Genomic DNA, 24,405 nt, shown 5'->3' on the forward strand with positions numbered 1-24,405 from the left:
CGGTGCGGCAGCGTTCCGCGACGGGCGGAGCCGCTGCGCAGGTCGACCTGCGCCCGTGGGTCCTGAGGATCGCGTTCCTCTTCGCCGCCGCCTTCGCCGCGCTGGTCCTGCTGGGGGCCCCGGCCCACGCCGAGGACTCCGACGGATCGGGTGACGCGTCGTCGTCCCAGGCCTCCTCCGACAGCTCGTCGGACTCGGGCTCCTCCGACTCGTCGGACTCCTCCGGCTCGAGCTCGTCGGAGCCGTCGAGCACGCAGAGCGCGCACACGACGAAGAAGCACTCCTCCACCGCCTCGCCCCGGCCGCCGCGCGTGAGCACTACCCCGACCCGCAGCCGACCGTCCAGCACCACGACGTCGAAGCCGGCGAAGCACACGACGAAGTCCGGCACGAAGCGGTCCGGGTCGAAGGCCGCCAGCGAGGAGTCGGAGCCGAAGGCGTCCGACGACCAGCCCGCCGCCTCGGACGACAGCGCCAAGGACGACAGCACCTCGGACGACAGCAGCTCCGACGGCAGCGGCTCGGGCGACAGCGGCTCGGGCAGCGCCGACGAGCCGGCGTCGTCGGGCTCCGACGACGGGGGCTCGTCCTCCGACGACAAGGGCTCTGACGGCTCGGACAGCCCGGCGCCGTCCTCCGACGAGCCCAGCACCGCTCCGGTCGACCCGGGCACGGACGAGCCCCCGGCCACGACCGACCCCGGCACGGGCACCGGCACCGACGAGCCGCCCGCCACCACCGACCCCGGCACCGGCACCGGCACCGACGAGCCGCCGGCCACGACCGACCCGGGCACGGGCACCGGCGGCAGCACGAGCAACGGCTCGGACACCGGCAACGGCTCGAGCAACGGCGACGGCAGCGGCTCCGGGACCGGCAACGGGTCGAGCGACGGCAACGGGTCGAGCGACGGCAACGGTTCGAGCGACGGCTCCGGCGGCGGTGCCGGTACGGGTGCCACGACGCCGGACCCGAACCCGAGCCAGGACCCGACCTCGGACCCCGTCCCGACGCCAGACCCGACCCCCACGCCGGACCCCACCCCGACGCCCGACCCGGTCCCTGACCCGGGCACGGGGACCGTCGACCCCGTTCCCGACCCGGGCACCGGCACGATCGACCCGGGCACGGTCCCGCCGGTCGTGGTGCCCCCGGTCGTCGTGCCGGACCAGCCCGTCGTCGACCTGCCCCCCGTGGGTCCGATCACGACGTCGCCGGACGGTGCGCCCAAGCCGGCGCAGACCGCCATGCCGACGACCATCGGGATGATCGGCGCCGGTGCGGACCAGCAGACGTTCGACACGAGCAACCTCGCCGACGACGCCCTCGCGGCGGTCGGTGACCCCTCGGGCCGCCCGACGAGCAGGCACACCAGCCCCGCCCACCCCGCGGTCGCGGACGTCGGCGCGGTGACGTCGGAGCACCTGACCGACTCGGCGTCCGCGCCGGTCGGCTTCTCGGCCCCCGGGTCGACCCACAACACGAGCGTGGCGGTCGGCGCGTCCGGCTCCGTCACGTGCGGCGGCGCGAGCGCCTCCGTCCTCGGGCTCCTCGAGTCCATCTTCGGCCTCGGGGCCGGCAACGGCGGGGATCTCGACCCGCTGGCGAACGTCCGGGACCACGCGTGGCGTCTGCCGCGCATGCCCGGCTTCGCGCCCGACTGACCTCTCCTCACCCTCCGGTGCTGCTCGGCCTCGTGGCCGGGTGGCGACGCGACCCTGTCGCGTCACCCGGGCCTCCCGCCGCTGCGGTCGACGGCCCGGTCCCACCGAACTCGGGAGAGACCACCCATGAACGCACGACCCCTCAGGCTCGTCGTCGCCGCCGCTCTCGCGGCCGCCTTCGTCGTCCTCGCCGCCTCTGCGGCTGACGTCATCCACCTGCTGCACGCCGCGCTCCTGCTCGCCCTCGGCGCCGGAGTGCTGCTCACCCGTCCCCGGACCGGCTGAGCCACCCGATCTCCGGGGACCAGCCGTGCGCGGGGCGGCTGGTTCCCGGTGACCCGTCCGGACCGACCAGCTGAGCGCGGGGCCGCTGGTCGCGACGGACCCCCGGTGAGGGAGCCGGCCGTCTGCGGGGCGGCCGGCTCCCCCCCACCCTCGTCCGACCGACCAGCTGAGCGCGGGGCCGCTGGTCGTGACGGACCCCCGTCGGGGACCAGGCGCACGCGATGCGCCTGGTCCCCCACCGAACCCGTCCGACCGACCAGCTGAGCGCGGGGCCGCTGGTCGTGACGGACTCCCCTCGGGGACCAGGCGTGGGGGCGCCTGGTCCCCCAAGACCTCGTCCGACCGACCAGCTGAGCGCGGGGCCGCTGGTCGGAGGACGGGCGGCGCGGAGGACCGGCCGGCCACGTCCGGCCGGTCCTCCTGGCGACCCGGCTAGGGTCGGGCCATGGCCTCGCCGTGGAGAGCTCAGCGACTCACCTCGTCCACCACCACGATCTTCGCCGAGATGTCGGCGCTGGCCGTGGCGACCGGCTCCGTCAACCTGGGCCAGGGCTTCCCGGACAGCGACGGCCCGGCGTTCATGCTCGAGGCGGCCCGGCAGGCGATCGCCGACGGCGTCAACCAGTACCCGCCGGGTCGCGGCATCGCGCCCCTGCGGCAGGCGATCGCCGCGCACGTCCTCCGGCACCGGGGGCTCGCGTACGACCCGGACACCGAGGTCCTCGTCACCACCGGCGCGACCGAGGCGCTGGCCGCCACGATCCAGGCGTACGTCGACCCGGGTGACGAGGTCATCGCCCTCGAACCCTTCTACGACTCCTACGCCGCCTCCATCGACCTGGCTGGCGGGGTGCGCGTCGGGGTGGGGCTCTTCGGTCCCGACTTCCGGCTGGACCACGCCGAGCTCGCCGCCGCCTTCGGCCCGAAGACCAAGCTCGTGCTGATCAACTCGCCGCACAACCCCACCGGCGTCGTGCTCGGCGAGGACGACCTGGCGGCGATCGCGCGGCTCGCGGTCGAGCACGACGTGCTCGTGGTGACCGACGAGGTCTACGAGCACCTGGTGTTCGACGGCGCCGTCCACCGCTCCCTGGCCTCGTTCCCGGGCATGCGCGAGCGCACGATCCGGATCTCCTCCGCCGGCAAGACCTTCTCGGCGACGGGGTGGAAGATCGGCTGGGCCACCGGGCCCGCGGCGCTGATCGACGAGGTGACGGCGGTCAAGCAGTTCCTCACCTACGTCTCCGGAGCCCCCTTCCAGCCGGCGGTCGCGCGGGCGCTCGAGGAGGGTGACGCGTGGGTCGCCGCCGCGACACGCGACCTGCAGGACCGGCGCGACCAGCTCGCCGAGGGGCTCACCTCGGTCGGCCTCGACCCCGTGGTGCCCCAGGGCACCTACTTCATGACCACGGACGTGCGCCCGCTCGGCTACGACGACGGGACGGCGTTCTGCCGGGACCTGCCGCACCGGGTGGGCGTGGTGGCGATCCCGCACCAGGTCTTCTACGACGACGTCGAGGCGGGTCGGCCCTACGTGCGGTGGGCGTTCTGCAAGCGGCGCGAGGTGCTGGACGAGGCGGTCCGACGGCTCGGGGCCCTCCGCCGGGCGGCTGCCTCCTAGCCGTAGAGCTGGTCCGGCGCGACCCTCGGCGTCCGGGGTCGGCGCGGTCGACCGTCGTACCAGCGCCCGACCGAGGGCGCCCAGAGCACCGCGACCGCCAGGCCGACGTAGAGGGCGACCACGACCCACGACAGCCACGAGTCCCGCAGCCACCAGGCCGCCCAGGCGAGCGACGCGACGCCGACGCCCGAGTGCGCGAGGCGGGTCCAGGGGCGGCGCGACAGCAGCAGGAAGCCGGTGACGATCGAGGCGACCGGGAAGCCGTAGAGCGGCACCCACAGCCCGTCGCCCATCCGCAGCACGAACTGGTCGAGCGTGTGGAACACGACCCCCTCGTCGCCGACCGGCGACATCGCCTGGATGCCGGCGAGGGCGACGACGCCGAAGAGGCTCAGCCCGCACACCCACAGCAGCGAACCCGTCACCGCGAGCGTCACGGCGAGGCCGATCACGGCCGGACGCTGGTCGACCACCACGGGGGCACCGGCCCGCGGCGGGAGGGGGCCGGGCGGCGGGAGCCGTCGGAGCTGCTCGTCGGTGACCGGGGCGCCGGGCCAGGGCGGCGGCGGTCCGGCCCAGCCCGTCGGCGCACCGGGCGCCGGACCCCACGGGCCGGCGTACGAGCCCGCGTACGGGTCGGGCGGACCCCCGGTCGGCGGGCCCCAGGCCGAGGGCTCGCCGGACGTCACGCCTCCAGACTAGGGGCGCGCCCGGGACCCGTGGGGCCGATCAGCCCGAGCGCCCTCAGCCCAGCCCGAGCAGGTCGGCCGGGGGCGGCGGGGAGGGCGCGGCGTCCTCGTCGGTGAAGGGGCGGGCGCCGCCGACGAGCTGGTCGAGCCGGGCGCCGTGCAGCACCCGGTAGGGGAACGGCGGCCGGCCCGCACGGTCGGCGATGGTCGTCCAGAGGTCCACGCCGGCGGGGCGGTCGGTCGCGACGAGCACCACGTTGCCGAAGCGGCGGCCCTTGAGCGTGCTGGGCTCGGCGCAGAGCCCGACGACGCCGAAGCGGGCCCGCAGGCCGGCCAGCACGCGGCGCGTGTAGGCGAAGGGGCCGCGGTCGGTCACGTTGAGCACCAGGACGCCGCCCGGGCGCAGCACGCGGTGCAGGTCGGCGAACGCCTCCTCCGTGGTCAGCCCCGCGGGCACCTGCGCGCCGGCGAACGCGTCGAGCACCACGACGTCGGCGATCTCGTCGCGCAGGGCGGGCAGGCCCGACCGGCCGTCGACCGCGCGGACCTTGATCCCGCTCGCCCGCGGCAGCGGCAGCCGGGCGCGGACGAAGTCCGTCAGCTCCTCGTCGGGCTCGAGCACCGTCTGCACCGACCCCGGCCGGGTCGCCGCCACGTAGCGCGGCAGCGTCAGCCCAGCGCCGCCGACGTGCACGGCACGCAGGGTCGCACCCGGCTCGAAGAGGGCGTCGACCACGTCGGCGATCCGCTGCACGTAGTCGAACTCGAGCCGGAGCGGGTCCTCGAGGTCGACGTACGACTGGTCGGTCGTGCCGACCCGCAGGAGGAAGGCCGAGCGGCGCGCCGGGTCGGGCACCAGGACGACCGGGTCGGCGCCGCCCCGGAGCACGAGCTCGTCGCCTCGCACGTCCCTCACCCGTCCTCTGCCCGTGGTCGGGCGCGGAACCGCCCGGGGCAGGATAGGTCGCGCGACGGGCGCCGGCTGGGGGCGACCGCTGGACGACGGGGGTGGTGGGCGTGGCCGACGCCGACGCCCGCTGCCCGTGCGGCAGCGGCGGGTCCTACGCAGCCTGCTGCGAACCGCTGCACGACGGCCGCGAGACCGCGGCCACGGCCGAGCGGCTGATGCGCTCGCGCTACGCCGCGTATGCCCTCGGCCGCAGCGCCTACGTGTTCCGGACCTGGCACCCGAGGACCCGCCCGGCCGACGTCGAGCCCGTGCCCGGCCTGGTCTGGACCGGGCTCACCGTGCAGGACGTCGTGGGCGGCGGCGCCGACGACGCCGAGGGGACGGTCGAGTTCGAGGCCGCGTTCGTCACCGGTGAGGGACCGGACGTGCTGCACGAGCGCAGCCGGTTCGTCCGGCGAGGCGACCGCTGGGTCTACGTCGACGGGGACACGAACACCCCCTGAGCCGCGCGAAGGCTGAGCAGAGAAACGCCCCCTGAGCCTGTCGAAGGGCCCCGCAGGGATTGGCTCCACCGCACCTGTGTGCAGCAGAGCCGACCTCTTCGAGGCCCTTCGACAGGCTCAGGGGGCGTCCCTCATCCCTTCGACAGGCTCAGGGTGCGTTCCCCAGGCGCGTTCCTGGGCTCAGACGGTCGCCGGGACGTCCGTCACGACGCGGAGCGCGTCGCCCTCGGGGTCGAGGTCGAAGGTGACGGTGTCGCCCTCGAGGACCTCGCCGCCGAGCACCCGCCGGGCGAGCTGGTCCTCGATGGTCGTCTGGATCAGCCGGCGGAGCGGGCGGGCGCCGTACGTCGGGTCGAAGCCCGTGAGCGCCAGCCAGTCCTTCGCGGCCTGCGTCGCGACGACGCTGATCCGCCGGTCGGCGAGCCGGTCGTTGAGCCGGCCCAGGTTGATCTCGACGATCTTGGACAGCTCAGCGGTGTCGAGGGCGTCGAAGAGGACGACCTCGTCGAGCCGGTTCAGGAACTCCGGCTTGAACGCCTGCCGCACCACGCCCATCACGGCGTCGCGCTTGAGCGTCGCGTCGAGCTTGGGGTCGGCCAGGTACTGCGAGCCGAGGTTCGACGTCAGGATCATGATCACGTTCCGGAAGTCGACCGTCCGGCCCTGGCCGTCGGTCAGGCGACCGTCGTCGAGGACCTGCAGCAGGATGTCGAAGACCTCGGGGTGGGCCTTCTCGACCTCGTCGAGCAGCACGACCGCGTACGGGCGGCGCCGCACGGCCTCGGTGAGCTGGCCGCCCTCGTCGTAGCCGACGTAGCCGGGAGGCGCACCGACGAGGCGGGACACCGAGTGCTTCTCGGAGTACTCGCTCATGTCGATCCGGATCATGGCGTGCTCGTCGTCGAAGAGGAACGCCGCGAGCGACTTCGCCAGCTCCGTCTTGCCGACACCCGTCGGCCCGAGGAACAGGAACGAGCCGGTCGGACGGTTGGGGTCGGAGATGCCGGCCCGCGAGCGGCGGACAGCGTCGGACACGGCCTTGACCGCCGGGCGCTGCCCGATCAGGCGCTCTCCGAGCCGGTCCTCCATGTGCAGGAGCTTCTCGGTCTCGCCCTCGAGCAGCCGGCCGGTGGGGATGCCGGTCCAGTTCGCCACGACCTCGGCGATGTCCTGGGCGCTGACCTCCTCGCTGACCATCGGCGTGGTGTTCCGCTCGGCCTCGTCGGCCCGGGACAGCTGCTCCTGCAGCGCGGGGATCTCGCCGTAGCTGATCTCGCTGGCCCGGCTGAGGTCGCCCTCGCGGAGGGCACGCTCGGCCTGGGTGCGCAGCTCGTCGATCTGCGAGCGCAGCTCGCCCACCTGGTTGAGGCCCTGCTTCTCGGCCTCCCAGCGCGCCTCGAGGCCGCGGAGCTCCTCCTGCGCGTCGGCCAGCTCGGCCTGGAGCCGCTCCAGCCGCGCCACGGAACCCGCGTCGGTCTCCTTCTCCAACGCGAGCCGCTGCATGGTCATCCGGTCCACGGAACGGCGCAGCTGGTCGATCTCCTCCGGCGAGGAGTCGATCTCCATCCGCAGCCGGGACGCCGCCTCGTCGACGAGGTCGATGGCCTTGTCGGGCAGCTGGCGGGAGGTGATGTAGCGGTTGGACAGCGAGGCGGCCGCGACCAGGGCACCGTCGGTGATGGCCACCTTGTGGTGCGCCTCGTAGCGCTCGCGCAGGCCGCGCAGGATCGCGACGGTGTCCTCGACGCTGGGCTCGCCGACGTAGACCTGCTGGAAGCGGCGCTCCAGCGCCGGGTCCTTCTCGATCCGCTCGCGGTACTCGTCGAGCGTCGTGGCGCCGATCATCCGCAGCTCGCCGCGGGCCAGCATCGGCTTGAGCATGTTGCCGGCGTCCATCGAGGAGTCGCCCGACGCACCCGCGCCGACGACGGTGTGGAGCTCGTCGATGAACGTGATGACCTGGCCCTCGGCGTCGCGGATCTCGTTGAGGACGGCCTTCAGCCGCTCCTCGAACTCGCCGCGGTACTTGGCGCCGGCCACCATCGCGCTCAGGTTGAGCGAGACGAGCCGACGGCCCTTGAGGGAGTCGGGGACGTCGCCCGCGACGAGGCGCTGGGCGAGCCCCTCGACGACGGCGGTCTTGCCGACGCCGGGCTCGCCGATGAGGACGGGGTTGTTCTTCGTGCGGCGCGCGAGCACCTGCACGACGCGGCGGATCTCGGTGTCGCGCCCGATGACGGGGTCGAGCTTGCCGGCGCGCGCGGTGGCGGTCAGGTCGACGCCGTACTGGTCGAGCGCGGACTCGGTGCCCTCGGCCTCGGCGCTGGTGACGCGCTTGCTGCCGCGCAGCTCGTTGAACTTGGCGGTGAGCGCCTCCGGCGTGACCTTCAGGTCGCGAAGGACCTGCTGGGCGTCCGAGGCGACGGCCGCGAGGGCGACGAGCAGGTGCTCCGTGGCGACGTAGGAGTCGCCGAGCTGCTCGGCGCGGGTCTCCGCGTCGGCGAGCACGCGAGCGAAGCTGCCCGACAGCTGCGGCTGGGCGACGGACGACCCGGTCGCCGAGGAGAGCTTGCTGATCGCTCCCTGCGCGGCCGCGTCGACCACGGCGGGGTCGGCGCCGACGGCGGTGATCAGCGGGGCGACGGTGTTGCCGGGGACCTGCAGGATCGCGTGCAGGAGGTGGCTGGGCTCGACGTACGGGTTGCCGCCGGTGAGCGCCAGACGGAGCGCCGACGAGACGGCGTCCCGGCTCTTGGTGGTGAGCTTGTTCGTGTCCATGGGTGTGGCGGGTTCCTCTGGGTTGAGTGTCCTCGGCTCAAGTGTGCCGCGCTCGGAATGGTGAGCGCAAGCCAGAGTTGAGCGTCATAGGCTCAACCTTGCTCTCACAGGTGCTATTCCCACGGACAGCGTCGCGCACAGAGGCCCTGCATGAGGGCCTGAGTGACGGAAGATCGGGCAGGACCGGGGAGCACCCGGAGGACGGGGCCCGGGGTCGACGCGCGCCGGCGGGCGCGCGGCTCAGCGGCGCGGCAGGGTCGCGACCGGGCGGGCCGCGAGCAGGGCACGGTCGGCGGCGAGCTCGGCCGCCGCGGCCTGCAGCCGGGGGAGGTGCTCGACGACGAGCGTCTCCATGGACGTCTCCATGGCGTGGGCGTTCACGTTCATCGCGCACGTCACGCGTCCGTCGGCGTCGCGCACGGGCACGGCGATCGAGCGCACCGCCGGCGCGAGCGCCTGGTCGGTGGTGGCCCAGCCGCGCTCCCGTACGGCGGCGAGCTCGGCGACCAGCTCGGGCCGGGAGGACGGGCGCGCCGGGGTGATCCCGGAGCGGGTCGGCTCGGCGAGGGCGGCGTCGCGCCGGACGTCCGGCAGGTGCGCGAGGAGGACCTTGCCCAGCGAGGTGACGCCGGCCGGGAACCGGGTCCCGATGCCGACCGAGAGCGCCACGAGCTTGGGGACGGCGACCCGGGCGACGTAGACGATGTCGCCTCCGTCGAGCTCGGCGATGGAGCAGGACTCCCCCGTCTCGACGCTCAGCCGCTCGAGGTGCGGGCGCGCGAGGGACCAGACGTCGCTCGCCGAGACGTACGCGAGCCCGAGCTCCAGGACGCGCGGGGTCAGCCGGTGCAGCCCGGCGTCGGCGCGGACGTAGCCGAGCTCGGCGAGCGTGAGCAGGATCCGGCGCGTCGTCGGTCGGCTGAGCCCCGCGGCCGCGGCCAGGTCGCTGAGCGAGGCGGGCGCACCCGTGGTGCCGAAGGCGCGGATCACGTCGAGGCCCCGGGCGAGCGCCTCGATGAAGTCCGGTCCGGCGTCGTTCCGACCACGCCGCGCCGAGACCCCGGCGTCCTCGCGGGAATCCGGGTCGGGGGGGTCTTGACGGACTGGCGTCACCAGAGCAGGATGCCCTATGTCCGTCAGGCGGACAACTGTCCGACAAAGGGGTGCGGGGTGGTGGTGAAGACGTCCGAGGACGCGCTCGGGGTGCACCCGGGCGTCGGTCCGCTGACGGGGCTGCTCGTCGCCGACCTCTCCCGGGTGCTCGCCGGCCCGTACGCGACGCAGATCATGGCCGACCTCGGCGCGACCGTCGTCAAGGTCGAGGCCCCCGCCGGCGACGAGACCCGGGGGTGGCGCCCGCCCGAGCGGGACGGCGTCTCGACCTACTACCTGGGCATCAACCGCAACAAGCGCGACGTGGTGCTCGACTTCAAGGACGCCGACGACCGCGCGGACGCCGCCGAGCTCTGCCGCCGCGCGGACGTCGTCGTCGAGAACTTCCGGCCGGGCGGCCTGGTCCGCTTCGGCCTCGACTACGACAGCGTCGCGGCCGCGAACCCGGGGGTCGTGTACGCGTCGATCAGCGGCTTCGGTGCGGCCGGGGGCGCGCGGCTGCCCGGCTACGACCTGATCGTCCAGGCCGCCTCGGGCCTGATGAGCCTCACCGGCGATCCCGACGGGCCGGCGTACCGGAGCGGCGTCTCCGTCTTCGACGTGATGAGCGGGCTGCAGTCCGTGATCGGCGTCCTCGCCGCCCTGCGCCACCGCGACGCGACCGGGCAGGGCCAGCACGTCGAGGTCAACCTGCTGTCGACGGCGCTGGCGGCGATGGCCAACCACTCCTCCACCTACGTCGCGGCCGGCAGCGTCCCCTTCCGGATGGGCAACGCGCACCCGAGCCTGTTCCCGTACGAGCCGCTGGCCTGCTCCGACGGCGAGCTCGTCGTCGTCGCCGCGAACGACCCGCAGTTCCGCAAGCTCGCCGCCGCGCTCGGCCGGCCCGAGCTGGCGGACGACCCGCGGTTCGGCGCCACCCACGAGCGCAACCGGAACCGCGAGGCGCTGCGTCCGCTGCTGCTCGAGGTGCTGGCCACCGACACGGTCGAGGGCTGGTTCGAGCGGCTGACCGCGGCGGGCGTGCCGTGCGGACCGATCAACACGATCGACGGCGGCGTCGCGCTCGCCGAGCGGCTCGGCCTCGACCCCGTCGTGCAGGTGGGCGAGGGCGAGGAGGCAGTGCCGATGATCCGCAACGCCCTCCGGTTCTCCGCGACCCCCGCCCAGTACTCGACCCCGGCCCCCGCGCTCGGGGCCGACTCGGACGCGGTCCGCGCCTGGCTGCGGGACGGGTCCCCGGCCGGGGCACCCGACGGGAAGGACGCCTGATGCCCGAGTTCCCCACGTCGATCGGCACGAGCGACCCGACCACCATCAGGCTGCTCGGTCACGACCTCGCGGCCGACCTGCTCGGCCAGGTCGGGTTCGGCGAGCTGGCCTTCTGGCTCGCCGCCCGGCGCCGCCCCTCCGCGGGCGAGGTGCGCCTGTTCGAGGCCGTGCTCGTGTCGCTCACCGACCACGGGTTCACGCCGACCGCCATCGCCGCGCGCCTGACCTACTACAGCGCGCCGGACTCGGTCCAGGGCGCCCTCGCGGCCGGGATCCTCGGCGGCGGCTCCCGCTTCCTCGGCGTCACCGAGGACACCGGGCGCTGGCTGCACCGGGTGCTCGCGGAGCTCGAGGATGCGACAGACCGGACCGACGAGCAGTGGGACGCGATCGCGCTCGAGGCCGTCCGCGCCGCGCGCACGGCCGGTGACAAGGTCCCCGGCATCGGCCACCCGGTGCACAAGGAGGCCGACCCCCGCGTCCCGGTGATGTTCACGATCGCGGAGGAGAGCGGCAGCCTCGGCGACCACCTGCGGCTCTTCGCCGCAGTGGGGCGGGTGCACGAGCAGGTGCTCGGACGCCGTCTGCCCCTCAACGGTGCCGGGGTCGCCGGCGCCGCGCTCGCCGACCTGGGCCTGCCGATCGACCTGCTGCGGGCGTTCGCGCTGCTCGCCCGGACGGCCGGCCTCATCGGCCACCTCGCCGAGGAGCGCGAGATGCCGATCGCGCCCAGCGTCTACGCCGAGGTCGACCGCAACGCCGTCTACGTCCCCCTGCCCGACCCGTCCTGACCCTTCCCGCACGACCCACCCGACCCGGAACGGAGCCTCGATGGCGAGGTTGAGCGCGGTGCTCGCGACGACGCACCACCCCTTCTACCTGAAGGCGACGCAGCTGACGCCGCCCGAGGAGCGCATGCCGCAGGCGGACGAGTGGCGGCGCAAGGTCGAGGCCTACCGGGAGACGCTGACGGCGGCGGAGCCCGACGTCCTGGTCATGGTCGGGGCCGACCACTTCCACCAGTTCTTCGCCGACAACTACCCGGCGTTCCTGATCGGCAAGCAGCCGATTTACGACGCGACCTTCTACAACGAGGAGCGGGAGTTCTCGATCCCGCCGTTCCTGCTGCAGGGGCACGAGGAGCTGTCGGGCTTCCTGCTCCAGGGCCTGCTCGACCGCGGCTTCGACATGGCGGTCAGCCACGAGCTCAAGCTCGACCACTCGATCATCTGCCCGATCATCACGACCCGCCCCGACGCGGACCTGCCGGTCGTCCCGATCTACACGAACATCTTCGCGCCGCCGCTCCCGAGCCCGAAGCGCTTCTGGCAGCTGGGCCGCGCGATCCGCGAGGTCATCGACGCCTGGCCGAGCGACCTCACCGTCGCCGCCGTCGGCTCGGGCCACCTCTCGCTCGAGCTCGGCGGCCCGCGGCAGTTCGGCGAGACCGGGCCGGACCCGGTGTTCGACCGTCAGGCCATCGAGTGGCTGTCCAAGGGCAACATCGAGGCGATCCTCGAGAACGTCACGTTCGAGTCCATGTCGGGCGCCGGCAACGCGACCCACGGCTTCATGGACCTGATCCTGATGATGGGCATCGCCGGACCGATCGAGGCGTCGTACGTCGACGACCTCGACCTCTTCCACACCCGCGAGATGTACATGACGTGGACCCCGGAGCAGGACGGCGCGGTGCTCGCATGAGCAGGTACTACGTCAACAAGTTCCTCTACCAGGTCGACGGCGACCCCGAGCTGCTGGCGGCGTACAAGGCGGACCCCGCAGCCCTCGTCACCCGCTGGGAGGACGGGCTCGGGCGCCACCTGGGCGTCAACAACCGCGTGGAGCAGACGACCTGGCTGTCGTTCAGCGACGCCGAGCGGCAGGCCCTCGTCGACCACGACTACGTCGCCCTCTTCGAGATGGGCGCGCACTTCTTCCTGACCCTCACGATCATGATCGCCCTCTACGACGAGGACTACGCGGCCGCGAGCGGTCCCCTCTCCTTCCAGCGCGAGTACGCCACGAAGCTCTCGCACTGGCTCGGCCAGCCCTACCCGCCCGTCGCGCTCTAGCGACCGACGCCACCGCCCGTGCTCGACGAAGGAGTCGCCATGACCACCGCCAGCTCCACGCCTCTCCCCGCCGACGGCCAGCCGGTCGTCCTGCGCCACGGCACCGTCGTCACGGTCGACGACCAGCGCCGGGTGCTGCCCGACACCGACGTGCTCGTCGTGGGCACCGACGTCGCCGCGATCGGGCCGGACCTGGCCGTGCCCGACGGAACGTTCGAGATCGATGCCTCCGGCGGCATCGTCATGCCCGGGATGATCGACACGCACCGCCACATGTGGCAGACGGCGATGCGCGGCTACGGCGCCGACTGGACGCTCACGCAGTACTTCGTCTGGTACTACCTCGAGCACGGCAAGAGCTTCCGCCCGCAGGACGTGCACGCGGGCAACCGGCTCTCGGCGCTGGACGCGATCGACGCGGGAGTGACGACGACGGTCGACTGGTCGCACGGGCTGCGCACCCTCGAGCACGCCGAGGCGGCGCTCGACGCCCTCGTCTCCTCGACCGGGCGCTACGTGCTCGCGTACGGCGACATCTTCGCCGGGCCCTGGGAGTGGTCGGCCGACCCGGCCGTCCAGCGCTTCCTCCGCGACCACGCCTCCGGGTCGGACTCGCTGCGCCTGCAGATGGCCTTCGACGTCACCGGCGACCCCGCCTTCCCGGAGCGCGCCGCGTTCGAGGTCGCCCGGGAGCTGGGGCTGCCCGTCACGACGCACGCGGGCGTGTGGGGCGCGACGAACGACGACGGCATCCGGCTCATGCACGACGCCGGCTTCATGCAGGCCGACACCGTCTACGCGCACGCGGCGACGCTGTCGGACGACTCGTACCAGCGCATCGCCGCGACCGGCGGTTCGGTGTCGCTCTCCACGGAGAGCGAGCAGAGCTGCGGGCAGGGCTACCCGCCGTCATGGGCGCTGCGCGAGCACGGCATCCCGGTGTCGCTCTCCGTCGACACCAGCGTGTGGTTCTCGAGCGACCTCTTCTCGGCGATGCGCTCCACCCTCGGCGCGGACCGCGCGTGGGAGCACACCAAGGCGCACGAGGTCGGCGACACGGTCACGCACGCGCACCTGCGCGCCGAGCACGTCGTCGCCTGGGCCACCCGCGGCGGCGCCGAGGCGCTCGGCATGGGCGACCTCGTCGGGTCGCTCGAGGTCGGCAAGCGCGCCGACGTCGTCCTGATCAAGAACGACCTGTCCCCCACGCTCTTCCCCGTGCTGAACCCGTACGGACACATCGCGCTCCAGGCCGGCCGCGGCGACGTCCGGACCGTCCTGGTCGACGGCCGGGTCGCCAAGCACGAGGGGAAGCTCGTCGAGGACCTGGCGAGCGCGCGGGCCGAGATCGACGACACCGTCTCCTACCTCCGCTCGACGCTCGGCGAGGAGGTCTGGGCGCAGGGCATGAACCCCGACGTCCCGCCGACGAAGGTCCTCGACAACCCGTACACGTACACCGAGTTCCGTACGGCCGACACCCACCGGGCCAGCGGCGACCGGGGCAAGGAGCCGCAGGGCACCTCGGCCTAGCCGTCCCCTCTCCCGGAAAGTGGTCGCTGCGGGCCTCGATCGACGTCAGATCACGCTCCGGAGTGACCACTTCGCTCGGGAGGACAGGGCACCAGTTGCTGGCCCGACCGGCTTGGTCTGGTCGAGCTGGTCAGGGTCTCGTACGCTGGGGTCATGACCCAGGTGAACGTGCAGGAGGCGAAGACCCGGCTGAGCGACCTCCTCGTGCGGAGCGAGCACGGGGAAGAGATCATCATCGCGCGCGCCGGGCGCCCGGTGGCCCGGCTCGTCCCGGTCGTGCCGGTGCCGCCACGTCGCTTCGGGATCATGGAGCTCGACGTGCCGGACGACTTCGACGAGCCGCTGACGGAGAGCGAGCTCGCGGCCTGGGAGTGAGGTGAGCACCTCCTACCTGCTCGACACCCACGTCCTGCTCTGGCTGCTGGGGAGCCCGGACCGCATACCCGAGAAGGTCCGCGACCAGCTGGCCGACCGCACGAACGCCCTGCTGGTGTCGGCCGCGTCGGCCCTGGAGATCAGCACGAAGGTGCGCATCGGCAAGCTGGACGCACCCAGCCTCCCGACCACGCTGGGTCGACGGGTGGCCGACCTCGGGGCGGAGACCCTGCCCGTGACGCTCGAGCACGGGCTGCTGGCCGGGTCGTTGCGCTGGGAGCACCGCGACCCGTTCGACCGCATCCTGGTCGCCCAGGCGACGCTGGAGGAGCTCGTCCTCGTCACCGTCGACGCCGCCATCACCGACCTGCCGGTGCCTCGCGTCCTGACCTGGTGAGGCTCGTCCCTGCTCCCGCAAGTGGTCACTCCGGGCCCTGGCGGACGCCAGTTCGGGCACCGGAGTGACCACTTTCCGCCTTTAAGGGGTCAGCGGGAAAGGCGGAGGGTGGCGATCTGGAAGGGGCGCAGCTCCAGCTCGGCGACCGGGCCCTCGACGGCCCGCAGGGCGGCGGGGTCGACCGTCCGCTCCAGCAGGTCGGTCTCGACCACGTCCGTGACGTCGAAGCCGACGGTCAGCCGTCCCCGTGCGCGCGACCCGTACGCCTCGTAGAGCCGGACGACCACGTCGCCGCTGCCGTCCTCGGCGAGCTTGACCGCCTCGACGACGATCGCGGGGTGATCGACGGCGACGAGCGGTTCGACCGGCTCGGCGCCGACCCCGTCGACGACGCGCAGCGGGAGGTTCCGCCGGTAGCCCTCGGCCACGGCCTCGGGGATGCCGGCGCCGACCGCGACGGACACGTTGAGCACGTGCTCGCCCTGGTCGGCGTCCGGGTCGGGGAAGAGCGGGGCGCGGAGCAGCGAGAGCCGGACCGTCGTCGTCGCACCAGCAGTCGTGCTCCCCCGCACGCCGGCGCTCGCCCGGGTGATGTCGTGGCCGTAGGTCGAGTCGTTCGACACGGCGACGCCGTAGCCCGCCTCGCCGACGTGCACCCACCGGTGCGCGACGGTCTCGAAGCGCGCGCTGTCCCACGAGGTGTTGGCGTGGGTCGGGCGGTTCAGGTGGCCGAACTGGATCTCCGAGGCCGCCGCGTCGGCGTGCACGTCGAGCGGGAAGGCGAGCTTGAGCAGCTTCTGCCGCTCGTGCCAGTCCACCGTGAACCCGAGGTCGATGCGCGCCGCGTCGGGCGCGAGGGCGATCGTCTGCACCAGCGACGAGTCCCCGAACCGCCGTTCCACGCGCAGGGCGCCGCCCTCGACCGCCGTCAACGAGACCGCGTCGACCAGGTCGGTCGTGGTGCGCTGGTAGGTCCGGTCGATGTCCCAGGCGTCCCAGCGGTTCGGCACGTCGCGGTGCAGCTGGAGCAGCCCCGCGGCCCGACCCTCGGGCACGAGCTCGCGCGCGGCGACGAGGTCGAGGATCGAGACGATCAGGCCGCGGGCGTCGACCCGGACCCGGACGAGGTCGTTCTCCAGGACGAAGCCGTCGCCGTCCGGCTGCGCCTCGACCGGCCCGAAGGGGCTGGGCTCCGGGGTCACGGCGAGCGCGGGCACGCCGTCGACCGCGTACGGGCCGGCGTTGGCGCTGGCCGTCGAGGTGCCGCTGCCGAGCAGGGCCCGGAGCGCCTCGTCGATGATCCGCCCGGTCGACTCGGCGACGCGGGCGTAGCCGGCCTCGGCGTCGGCGTAGACCCAGCTGATCGACGTGCCCGGCAGGATGTCGTGGAACTGCTGGAGGCAGACCGTGCGCCACGCCGCCTGCAGGGCCGCGTACGGGTACGCCGCGCCTGTGCGGACGGTCGCCGTGGCCGCCCACAGCTCGGCCTCGCGGAGCAGGTGCTCGCTCCGGCGGTTGCCACGCTTGGTGCGCGCCTGGCTCGTGTAGGTGCCGCGGTGGAACTCGAGGTAGAGCTCGCCCGACCAGACGGGTGCGTCGGGCAGCTCGGCCTGCGCGTCGGTGAAGAACTCGACCGGGCTGGCGAGCCGGACCGAGGGCGAGCCCTCGAGCGACGCCGTACGCCGAGCCGCCGCGACCATCTCGCGGGTGGGTCCGCCACCGCCATCGCCGTGGCCGAAGGGGACGAGCGAGCGGTTGGCGACGGCCTTCTCGGTGAAGTTCCGCTCGGCGCGGGCCAGCTCCTCCGCCGACAGCTCGGAGTTGTAGGTGTCGACCGGCGGGAAGTGCGTGAAGACCTGCGTGCCGTCGATGCCCTCCCAGCGGAAGGTCGAGTGCGGCATGACGTTGGAGTCGTTCCAGCTGATCTTCTGCGTGAGGAACCACTTCGCCCCGGCCGCCGCCATGATCTGCGGCAGCGCGCCGGAGTAGCCGAAGGAGTCCGGGAGCCAGACCTCCTGCGTGTCGACGCCGAGCTCGGAGGAGAAGAAGCCCTTGCCCAGCACGAACTGGCGGGCGAGCGCCTCGCCGCCCGGCAGGTTGGTGTCGGACTCCACCCACATGCCGCCGACCGGCACGAAGCGACCGGCGCGGACGTGGCCGCGCACCCGCTCGAACAGGTCGGGGTAGAACTCCTGGAGCCAGGCGTACTGCTGCGCGGACGACGCGGCGAAGACGAACTGCTCCTCGCGCTCGATGAGGTCGCAGACGTTCGCGAAGGTGCGCGCGACCTTGCGCACGGTCTCGCGCACCGGCCACAGCCAGGCGGAGTCGATGTGCGCGTGGCCGACGGCGTAGAGCTGGTGCGCGCTGGCATTAGCGGGCTTGTCGAGCACGCGGCGCAGCAGGTCGCGCCCGGCCTGGGCGGTCCCGGAGACGTCCTGCGGGTCGACGACGTCGACGACGCGGTCGAGCGCCTCGCGGACCTCCGCCCGGCGCTGGGTCTCCGGCGGCAGCTCCAGCAGCAGGCCGGCGAGGGTGAAGAGGTCGCGGTCGAGCTCCCACACGGCGACGTCGCGCAGCCCGAGCTCGAGCCGCCGCAGCCGGTACAGGGGGTCCTTGCCGGCGGTCGCGCGACTCCCGAGGTGGGTCGGCACGAAGGTCATGTGCTCGAGCACGTGCGGGTTGGACGCGGCCTCGACGAGGACGTCGACCGCCGCACCCGAGCGGGCCGGGGAGGAGGTGTCGAGAGGCACGGCCTGGTTCATCGGCTCGACGGCCTTGAGGATCCGCCCCCCGGCGGTCCAGACGAGGCCCTCGGCCTGGAAGCCCGGCTCGGTGTCGCTGAACCCCAGGTCCACGACCACCTCGACCGCCGTGCCCTCGACGTCGTCCCAGCCCTCGGGAACGGTGCCCGTCGCCCGGAACCACGTCGTCGCCCAGGGCGGCCCGTACGCGGAGCCGACCTCGAACGGCGTGAAGTCGGCGTCGACCGCCTCGGCGAACGGCACCGGCTCCCCCGGCACCTCCCACGCGGTGACGTCGAGCGGCACCCGCTCGCGGTAGAGCGCGGGCAGCAGCCGCTCCGCACGGAAGCGGGCCAGCCGCTCCTCCACCGGGTCGGTCAGGTCGGGCATGGGTCACCTCTCGGGTCGGGGCACAGGGAGCGGCGCGGGTCGAGCGGGGCGGCGCGGGTCGAGCAGGTCCGGCGGGTGGAGCGGTGCGGGTCGTGCGCGACGTCAGCCCTTGAGCCCGCCGGCGAAGCTGAAGCCTCCGCCGAGGGCCTTCGAGAGCACGCCGTAGAGGGCGATGATCGGCAGCGTGTACAAGATCGAGAAGGCTGCCAGCTGACCGTACGCGACCGCTCCGTAGGAGCTGAAGAAGGTGTAGATGCTGACGGAGGCGGGCTGCTTCTCCGGGCTCTGCAGCAGGACGAACGGGATGAAGAAGTCCCCCCACTGCTGCACGAAGACGAAGATCGACACCACCGCCAGCCCGGGGGCCATGAGCGGCAGGACGATGCCGCGCAGCGAGTCGAACCAGCCGGCCCCGTCCGTCCAGGCCGCCTCCTCGAGCGACACCGGGACGCCGTCCATGAAGTTCTTCATCATCCAGATCGCGAACGGCAGCGAGGTCGCGCTCATGAACAGGATCGTGGCGACCCGGGAGTCGGTGATCGCGAAGGTCGCGAACAGGACGTACACGGGCACCATGACCGCGGTGATCGGCAGGCCCGTCGAGAAGACGATCGTGTAGAGGAACGTCCGGCGGAAGCGCATCGAGTAGCGCGACAGCGGGTACGCCGCGAGCGCCGCGCAGACCACCGTGAGCAGCGCGGTCCCCGCCGACAGCAGGAACGAGTTGAGCAGCGGGAGCCAGAGCGTCTCCGGGGTCATGACGGCGACGAAGTTGCCCAGGGTCCACCGCCCGCCGAGCTCGACCGTGAGCGCCGAGTCGGCGTGCAGCGAGCCGAAGATCAACCACAGCATCGGCGCCAGGAACGCGACGACGACGAGCAGCAGGGCCAGGTGCGCCAGGATCCAGGTGGGCAGCTTCCGGGGCGACGTGATGCCGAGGACGTGCCGACGCGGCCGCTGCTCGACGACGGCGGCACCGGGGGCGGGCGCGACGGTCAGGGTGGCCGTCATCGCTCGTCCACCGAGACGAAGCGGAGGTAGATCAACGAGAAGAGCGCGCCGACCAGGAGCAGCACGAGCGCCATCGCGGTGCCGTAGCCGAGGTCGTAGAACTGGAACGCCTGCTCGTACATGTAGAGCGGCGTCGTCTGGCTCGCGCCGCCCGGCCCGCCGCCGGTCAGGACGTAGATCACCGTGAAGACGGCGAGGGTCTGGAGCGTGATCAACATCAGGTTCGTGAGGATCGAGCGGCGGATGAGTGGCAGCGTGATCGACCACAGCCGGCGCCACCCGCTCCCGCCGTCGACCGACGCCGCCTCCTCGAGCTCCGGCGGGATGTCGGACAGCGCGGCCGAGTAGACCATCATCGAGAACGCCGTTCCCCGCCAGACGTTCGCGAGGATCACGGCGAAGACCGGTGCGGTGTAGAGCCAGTTCTGGTTCAGCCCGAAGGCGCCTGCCCAGGCGTTCAGCGAACCGTCCGGGTTGAGGAACGCGTACCAGCAGAAGGCCGCGACGATCTCCGGCATCACCCACGCGCCGACGACGACGAGCGAGACCGCCGCCTGCGTCACCCGGTGGCGGTGCCGCAGCAGCAGGGCGATGAGCAGGCCGAGGGTGTTCTGCCCGATCACCGCCGAGCCCACCACGAAGACGACGGTCAGCACGATCGAGTGCCAGAAGGCCGGGTCGGCGACCATGCGGGTGAAGTTCGCGAGGCCGATGAACTGCGCGTTCGAGGCGCCCGCGCCCGACAGCGACTGGTCGGTGAAGGCCGTGTAGACGCTCCAGATCACCGGTCCGGCGAAGAAGAGCAGCAGCAGGGCGACGGCCGGCAGCAGCGGCAGCAGCTTGGCCGCCGCGCCGGGTCCGGGGTGCCGCCGGACGCCGGGCGCCACGGGGGCGCCCGGCGGGGCGGTGAGGGTGGCCGCCACGGGTCAGGCCGTGGTGGAGCCGTCGGGGCCGACGATGCCCTTGGCCGTGTTCTGGAACTGCGTCAGCGCCTGGTCGACGGGCGCCTTGTCCGTCATGACGGTCTCCATCGTCGACTGCAGGGCGTCCGAGATCCGCGGGTACTTCGAGTAGGCCGGGCGGAAGTGCGTGTACTGCACGAGGTCGGTGAACGTCTTGGTGAAGGGGTCCGACTCGAGGTAGGCCGGGTCGGAGGACACGTCCTTGCGCTCGCTGATCTGGCTGGCCGCGATGTCGTAGGACTTCGTGTTCTCCTGGTTGAGCGCCAGGCTCACGAAGTCCCAGGCCGCGTCCTTGTTCTTGGACTTGGCGCCGACCGACAGCAGCCAGCCGCCGGACATGCTGGTCGCGCCGGGCGCCTCGCCGTGCTGGGTCGGCATCGCCGCCACGCCGAGGACCTTGCTGTACTCGGGCCACGGCTTGGCGCCGCTGTCCTTCCAGGTGCCCGTCTGCCACGACCCGTCGAGCGCGATCCCGACCTTGCCGCCGGGGATGAGGCTGGTGCTGAGCTTGGTGCCCCACTGCGGGTCGAGCGCGTCCTGCGGCTTGGGCGCGAGCCCCTCGTCGAAGACCGTCTTGAGGAACCCGAACGAGTCCGTCAGGCCCGGGCTCGCCGTCACCCACTTCTTGGCGGCCTCGTCGTAGAGCGTGTTCTGGGTGCCGTAGAGCAGCATCTCCAGGCCCTGCATCGTCGAGCCCTCGCCGGCGCCCTTGCCCGAGTAGATGTTGAAGGGCAGGACGTCGGGCACCTTGGCCTTGATGGCGCGGGCCGCCACGAGGATGTCGTCCCACGACTTCGGCTGCCAGTCGGTCGGCAGGCCGGCCTTCGCGAAGATCTCCTTGTTGTAGTAGAGCGCGCGGGTGTCGGTGCCCATCGGGATGCCGTAGAGCTTGCCGTCGGCGCCCTTGCCCGCGCCCTGCGCCGACTCCGTGAACTGGCTCCAGTCGGCCCACTTGCCGGCGTAGTCGTCCAGCGGGGCGAGGTAGCCGGCGTCGATGTCGGAGTTCACCAGGAACGTGTCCTCGTAGAGGACGTCGGGCGCCGTCGACGCGGTCCGGTTCATCAGGTTGAGCTTGGTGTAGTAGTCGTTCTCGTCGGCCTGGATCGGGTTCAGCTTGACCGTCATGCCGGGGTGCGCGGCCTCGTACTCGGCCTTGACCTTGGTCATGTGGGAGTCCATCTGGGTGAACGCCCCGAACTTCTGGTAGGCGATCGTGATCGTCTTCGGCGCGCTGTCGCTCGACCCGCCGGAGGACCCGGACGAGGAGGACGACGAGCAGGCGGGCAGGGCGCCCAGGGTGGCTGCGAGGGTGACAGCGACCAGGGCGGTTCGGCGGGACATCATCGTTGACTCCTGGGTGGTCGGTCCGGCGTGGGGGACGGGCGTTCGGAAGGTCCGGGGTGCGTCAGCAGCGGACCGGGCGGCGGGGCCGGGTGCTGGGCGGGACGAGCACGAGGACGAGGGGCGGCGCGCTCCGGGACGTGCCGCGCACGGGCTCGGGGGTCATGGGCTTCCTCTCGACGTCGAGATGATCACCGCGGGTCTTGACCGGTGCAGCTCCGGATGGAAACGTATCCAAGACTTGCTTTGGAAACGTATCCATCGAGTCCGCGGGAAGTCAAGAGCCCGTACGATGCGGCTCCACGTCGAGGCCGGGCGCGGAGCGACGCGGAAGGAGGCCGACGTGGCGGAGGCGTTCGCGGGCGACGACGCGTACCCGGGCCCGGAGGGTCGGGCGGGTGCGGTTCCGACGATGCGCGACGTGGCCGAGCGCGCCGGCGTCGGGCTGGCCACCGTCTCGCGCGTCGTCAACGAGCTGGGCTCCGTACGGCCGGCCACCGCCGAGCGCGTGCGGACGGCGATCGTGGAGCTCGGGTTCCAGCGCAACGAGGTGGCCCGGGCGCTCCGACCCGGCCAGCACTCCCGCACGATCGGGCTGCTGCTCGGCGACCTGACCAACCCGTTCTACGCCACCCTGGCCAAGGCGGCCGTCGCCGTGGCGAACGCCGCCCGCTTCGCCGTCGTGCTCAGCACCGTCGACGAGGACCCCGAGGTCGAGCAGCAGGCGATCCGCGAGCTGGTCGGGCGCCGCGTCGCCGGGCTCGTCATCGTGCCGGACCAGGGCGACTACCGGTTCCTGCTCGAGGAAACGGGGCGCCGGCCGCTCCCGGTCGTGTTCGTCGACCGGCCGAGCGCCGGGGCCCCCGGCGACAGCGTCGTGCTCGACAACGAGGCCGGCGGCCGGATGGCGACCGCGCACCTGCTCGGGCACGGGCACCGCCGGGTCGCGGTGCTCGTCGCGCCCTCGTACTACACGACCGGTCGGCGGCTGCGCGGCTACCGCCGGGCCATGCGCGACGCCGACGTCCCCGTCGACGAGCGGCTCGTCGTCACGCTGCGGCAGGGCACGCCGGAGGACGCCGAGGCCGCGACGCGGAGCCTCCTCGCGCTCGCCGAACCGCCGACCGCGGTCTTCTGCACGACCGGGTTCCTGGCCGAGGGCGCCATCCGGGCGGTCGGTGCGGCGAGCCGGTCGGTCGCGCTGGTGGGCTTCGACGACTTCCCGCTGGCCGACCTGCTGCCCGTGCCACTCACGGTCGTCGCCACCGACCCCGAGCGCATGGCCGAGACCGCCACCGAGCTCCTGCTCGCCCGCATCGACGGCTCGGCCGCCACGAGCACCCGCCTCGTCCTGCCCGTCCGCCTGGTCGAGCGCGGCAGCGGCGAGATCCGGCCGCCCGCGGGGTGAGGCGGTCCGCTCAGGCGGTCAGCCGGCCGGCCACGAATGCGGCCTGGTCGGCGGCGGCCCGGCCGGCCTCCCAGCCGCGCAGGTCCACGGAGGTGGTGCCGCCCTGCCGGACCTGGGGGAACTGACGCTCGAACTCGGCGTCCACGGCGGCCGCCTCGCGCTGCAGCAGCGGCACGAGCTCGGTCCCGTAGGTGGCCGTCGTCGAGCGGTCGGCCTCGCGCAGCCGCTCCCCGATCCGGGTGGCGTACGCGAGCAGGAACGACCGCCGGAAGGTGGCTGACCGGTCGGCGGACCCGGCGCCGCGGTGCCCCGCCTCGGCCATGGCCCGGGTCGCCTGGATCAGCAGGGAGGTGAAGAGCAGCTCGGTCTGGTCGACGTCGGTCGGCGTGCCGACCAGCACGGCGATGTCGTACTCGTTCAGCAGGACGGTCCGGCAGCGGTTGGGCACGGCCACCGCGTTCAGCAGCGTCGCCTTGACGTTGGCGTACGGGGACTGCAGGTGCACGCGGCGCGTGGCGACCGGGATGTCCGCGTGCTGGAGGCCGCGCAGCACCGCCTCGTCGACGGCGTGCCGGGTCATCAGCTCCTGCGCCTTGGCCGTGAAGGTCTCCGCCTCGGCCGGGTGGTCGGTCGCCTCCGCCTTGGCCAGCAGCCCGCGGATGCGGTTCAGGAGCCGGTCGCGGCCCGAGCTCGACGTCGTGGTGGTGGGCGTCGTCTCCCGTCCCCACTGCGAGGGCTTCGGGCCGACCGGGTCCAGGGGCCGCAGCTCCGCCAGCAGCTTCAGCAGGAGCAGGAGGTCGGTGAAGGTCCGGATCCGCGTGCTCGAGCTGTCCGTCGGGTCGACCGGTCGCCACCGCGTCCCGGGCGTCCAGCCGTCCGGCCGGACCTCGTCGAGCTGGTCCCGCCAGCCCTGCGGCGCTCGTGCCGCCGCTCCGCTGGTGGCCGCCTGCAGCGCGACCAGCGTCCTCGCGTGCGCCCCGGTCCGCGGGCTCGTGCCCGCCGCGTGCAGCAGGTCGCGCGGCTCCCAGCCGACCTCCCACGCCCGGGCGAGCCGGGCGCTCAGCTCGTCGACCAGCCGCCGCTCGACCGTCTCCAGGACCTCGGGGCGGCGACCGCGTACGGCCTCGGCCACCGCGGCACGGAGCCGGTGGACGTTCGACCCCACCGCGGCCCTGCTCCAGCTCTGCAGCACCGCGGACGCCTCGTCCAGCGTCGACTGCTGGTCGTCCGACCTGACGAAAGCGCTGTCTTCCACTGCGCCAGGATGACGGATCGAGGTGACAGTTCCGTCCGTCGCCATCAGAGACGCAGAACGGGGAAGATCCGACCGCGAC

General features: G+C 73.1%; 21 protein-coding genes. 12 read left to right on the forward strand and 9 right to left on the reverse strand.

Features of this window, described 5'->3' with window-relative positions; translation table 11 throughout:
• Positions 1-2 precede the first annotated feature (2 nt).
• The 3 genes from ABD665_RS09575 (at position 3) to ABD665_RS09585 (ending at position 3,570) form a co-directional block, all read left to right on the forward strand.
• Positions 3-1,664 (forward strand): hypothetical protein, encoded by a 1,662-nt coding sequence (locus ABD665_RS09575; protein ID WP_204910862.1) that lies wholly within the window; start codon positions 3-5, stop codon positions 1,662-1,664.
• Positions 1,665-1,790: 126 nt separating this feature from the next.
• A complete protein-coding gene (locus tag ABD665_RS09580) occupies positions 1,791-1,949 on the forward strand; it encodes a hypothetical protein (protein WP_204910861.1) in 159 nt (52 codons plus the stop codon).
• Between the two features lie 445 nt (positions 1,950-2,394).
• Positions 2,395-3,570, forward strand: coding sequence for a pyridoxal phosphate-dependent aminotransferase (locus ABD665_RS09585; RefSeq protein ID WP_204910860.1), 1,176 nt, complete (start codon positions 2,395-2,397; stop codon positions 3,568-3,570).
• Here the strand turns inward: ABD665_RS09585 and ABD665_RS09590 are convergent.
• Entirely contained in the window at positions 3,567-4,259 is a 693-nt protein-coding gene (locus tag ABD665_RS09590; protein ID WP_204910859.1) for a hypothetical protein, read from the reverse strand. The genes ABD665_RS09585 and ABD665_RS09590 overlap by 4 nt on opposite strands.
• 55 nt (positions 4,260-4,314) lie before the next feature.
• Entirely contained in the window at positions 4,315-5,175 is an 861-nt protein-coding gene (locus ABD665_RS09595) for a spermidine synthase (protein WP_344742081.1), read from the reverse strand.
• A gap of 101 nt (positions 5,176-5,276) precedes the next feature.
• Here ABD665_RS09595 and ABD665_RS09600 point away from each other — a divergent pair, with 101 nt between their 5' ends.
• Positions 5,277-5,672, forward strand: coding sequence for a YchJ family metal-binding protein (locus ABD665_RS09600; protein ID WP_204910858.1), 396 nt, complete (start codon positions 5,277-5,279; stop codon positions 5,670-5,672).
• A 180-nt stretch (positions 5,673-5,852) separates the two neighbouring features.
• Here the strand turns inward: ABD665_RS09600 and clpB are convergent, their stop codons facing one another.
• Both clpB and ABD665_RS09610 read right to left on the reverse strand, forming a co-directional pair.
• On the reverse strand, positions 5,853-8,450 hold the full coding sequence (gene clpB / locus ABD665_RS09605; protein ID WP_204910857.1) for an ATP-dependent chaperone ClpB: 2,598 nt from the start codon (positions 8,448-8,450) through the stop codon (positions 5,853-5,855).
• 240 nt (positions 8,451-8,690) lie between these two features.
• Complete coding sequence (locus tag ABD665_RS09610; protein ID WP_204910856.1) at positions 8,691-9,563, reverse strand: IclR family transcriptional regulator domain-containing protein; 873 nt, start codon at positions 9,561-9,563, stop codon at positions 8,691-8,693.
• 57 nt (positions 9,564-9,620) lie between these two features.
• On the opposite strand from ABD665_RS09610, the gene ABD665_RS09615 reads away from it, so the two are divergent.
• The 7 genes from ABD665_RS09615 (at position 9,621) to ABD665_RS09645 (ending at position 15,215) form a co-directional block, all read left to right on the forward strand.
• Positions 9,621-10,835 carry a CaiB/BaiF CoA transferase family protein gene (locus ABD665_RS09615; protein WP_344742085.1) on the forward strand — a complete coding sequence of 405 codons (1,215 nt, stop codon included), beginning with the start codon at positions 9,621-9,623 and terminating at the stop codon, positions 10,833-10,835.
• Positions 10,835-11,626 carry a citryl-CoA lyase gene (locus ABD665_RS09620; protein ID WP_204910854.1) on the forward strand — a complete coding sequence of 264 codons (792 nt, stop codon included), beginning with the start codon at positions 10,835-10,837 and terminating at the stop codon, positions 11,624-11,626. Before ABD665_RS09615 ends, ABD665_RS09620 begins: the two co-directional genes overlap by 1 nt.
• Positions 11,627-11,666: 40 nt before the next feature.
• A complete protein-coding gene (locus ABD665_RS09625; RefSeq protein WP_204910853.1) occupies positions 11,667-12,539 on the forward strand; it encodes a DODA-type extradiol aromatic ring-opening family dioxygenase in 873 nt (290 codons plus the stop codon).
• Positions 12,536-12,910, forward strand: a complete 375-nt coding sequence (locus tag ABD665_RS09630; RefSeq protein ID WP_204910852.1) for a hypothetical protein — start codon at positions 12,536-12,538, stop codon at positions 12,908-12,910. Before ABD665_RS09625 ends, ABD665_RS09630 begins: the two co-directional genes overlap by 4 nt.
• A 39-nt stretch (positions 12,911-12,949) precedes the next feature.
• Positions 12,950-14,443: an amidohydrolase family protein gene (locus ABD665_RS09635; RefSeq protein WP_204910851.1), complete on the forward strand. Its 1,494-nt coding sequence runs from the start codon at positions 12,950-12,952 to the stop codon at positions 14,441-14,443.
• Positions 14,444-14,596: 153 nt separating this feature from the next.
• Complete coding sequence (locus ABD665_RS09640; protein WP_204910850.1) at positions 14,597-14,818, forward strand: type II toxin-antitoxin system prevent-host-death family antitoxin; 222 nt, start codon at positions 14,597-14,599, stop codon at positions 14,816-14,818.
• Between the two features lies 1 nt (position 14,819).
• Positions 14,820-15,215 (forward strand): PIN domain-containing protein, encoded by a 396-nt coding sequence (locus tag ABD665_RS09645; RefSeq protein ID WP_204910849.1) that lies wholly within the window; start codon positions 14,820-14,822, stop codon positions 15,213-15,215.
• Between the two features lie 89 nt (positions 15,216-15,304).
• Here the strand turns inward: ABD665_RS09645 and ABD665_RS09650 are convergent, their stop codons facing one another.
• The 4 genes from ABD665_RS09650 to ABD665_RS09665 form a co-directional block, all read right to left on the reverse strand.
• The gene (locus ABD665_RS09650; RefSeq protein ID WP_204910848.1) at positions 15,305-18,349 is read right to left on the reverse strand and encodes a glycoside hydrolase family 38 N-terminal domain-containing protein; all 3,045 of its coding nucleotides are present in this window, start codon (positions 18,347-18,349) and stop codon (positions 15,305-15,307) included.
• Between the two features lie 102 nt (positions 18,350-18,451).
• Positions 18,452-19,360 carry an ABC transporter permease subunit gene (locus tag ABD665_RS09655; protein WP_204910847.1) on the reverse strand — a complete coding sequence of 303 codons (909 nt, stop codon included), beginning with the start codon at positions 19,358-19,360 and terminating at the stop codon, positions 18,452-18,454.
• Positions 19,357-20,283 (reverse strand): carbohydrate ABC transporter permease, encoded by a 927-nt coding sequence (locus ABD665_RS09660; RefSeq protein ID WP_344742092.1) that lies wholly within the window; start codon positions 20,281-20,283, stop codon positions 19,357-19,359. Before ABD665_RS09660 ends, ABD665_RS09655 begins: the two co-directional genes overlap by 4 nt.
• A gap of 3 nt (positions 20,284-20,286) precedes the next feature.
• Positions 20,287-21,666, reverse strand: coding sequence for an extracellular solute-binding protein (locus ABD665_RS09665; protein ID WP_204910846.1), 1,380 nt, complete (start codon positions 21,664-21,666; stop codon positions 20,287-20,289).
• Between the two features lie 340 nt (positions 21,667-22,006).
• On the opposite strand from ABD665_RS09665, the gene ABD665_RS09670 reads away from it, so the two are divergent.
• A complete protein-coding gene (locus ABD665_RS09670) occupies positions 22,007-23,071 on the forward strand; it encodes a LacI family DNA-binding transcriptional regulator (RefSeq protein WP_344742095.1) in 1,065 nt (354 codons plus the stop codon).
• Positions 23,072-23,081: 10 nt separating this feature from the next.
• On the opposite strand, the gene ABD665_RS09675 is transcribed toward ABD665_RS09670, so the two are convergent.
• Entirely contained in the window at positions 23,082-24,326 is a 1,245-nt protein-coding gene (locus tag ABD665_RS09675; RefSeq protein WP_204910845.1) for a DUF2786 domain-containing protein, read from the reverse strand.
• Positions 24,327-24,405: the final 79 nt, after the last annotated feature.

This window comes from Microlunatus spumicola (genome assembly GCF_039536445.1).
In the GTDB taxonomy this organism is placed as follows: Bacteria; Actinomycetota; Actinomycetes; order Propionibacteriales; family Propionibacteriaceae; genus Microlunatus; species Microlunatus spumicola.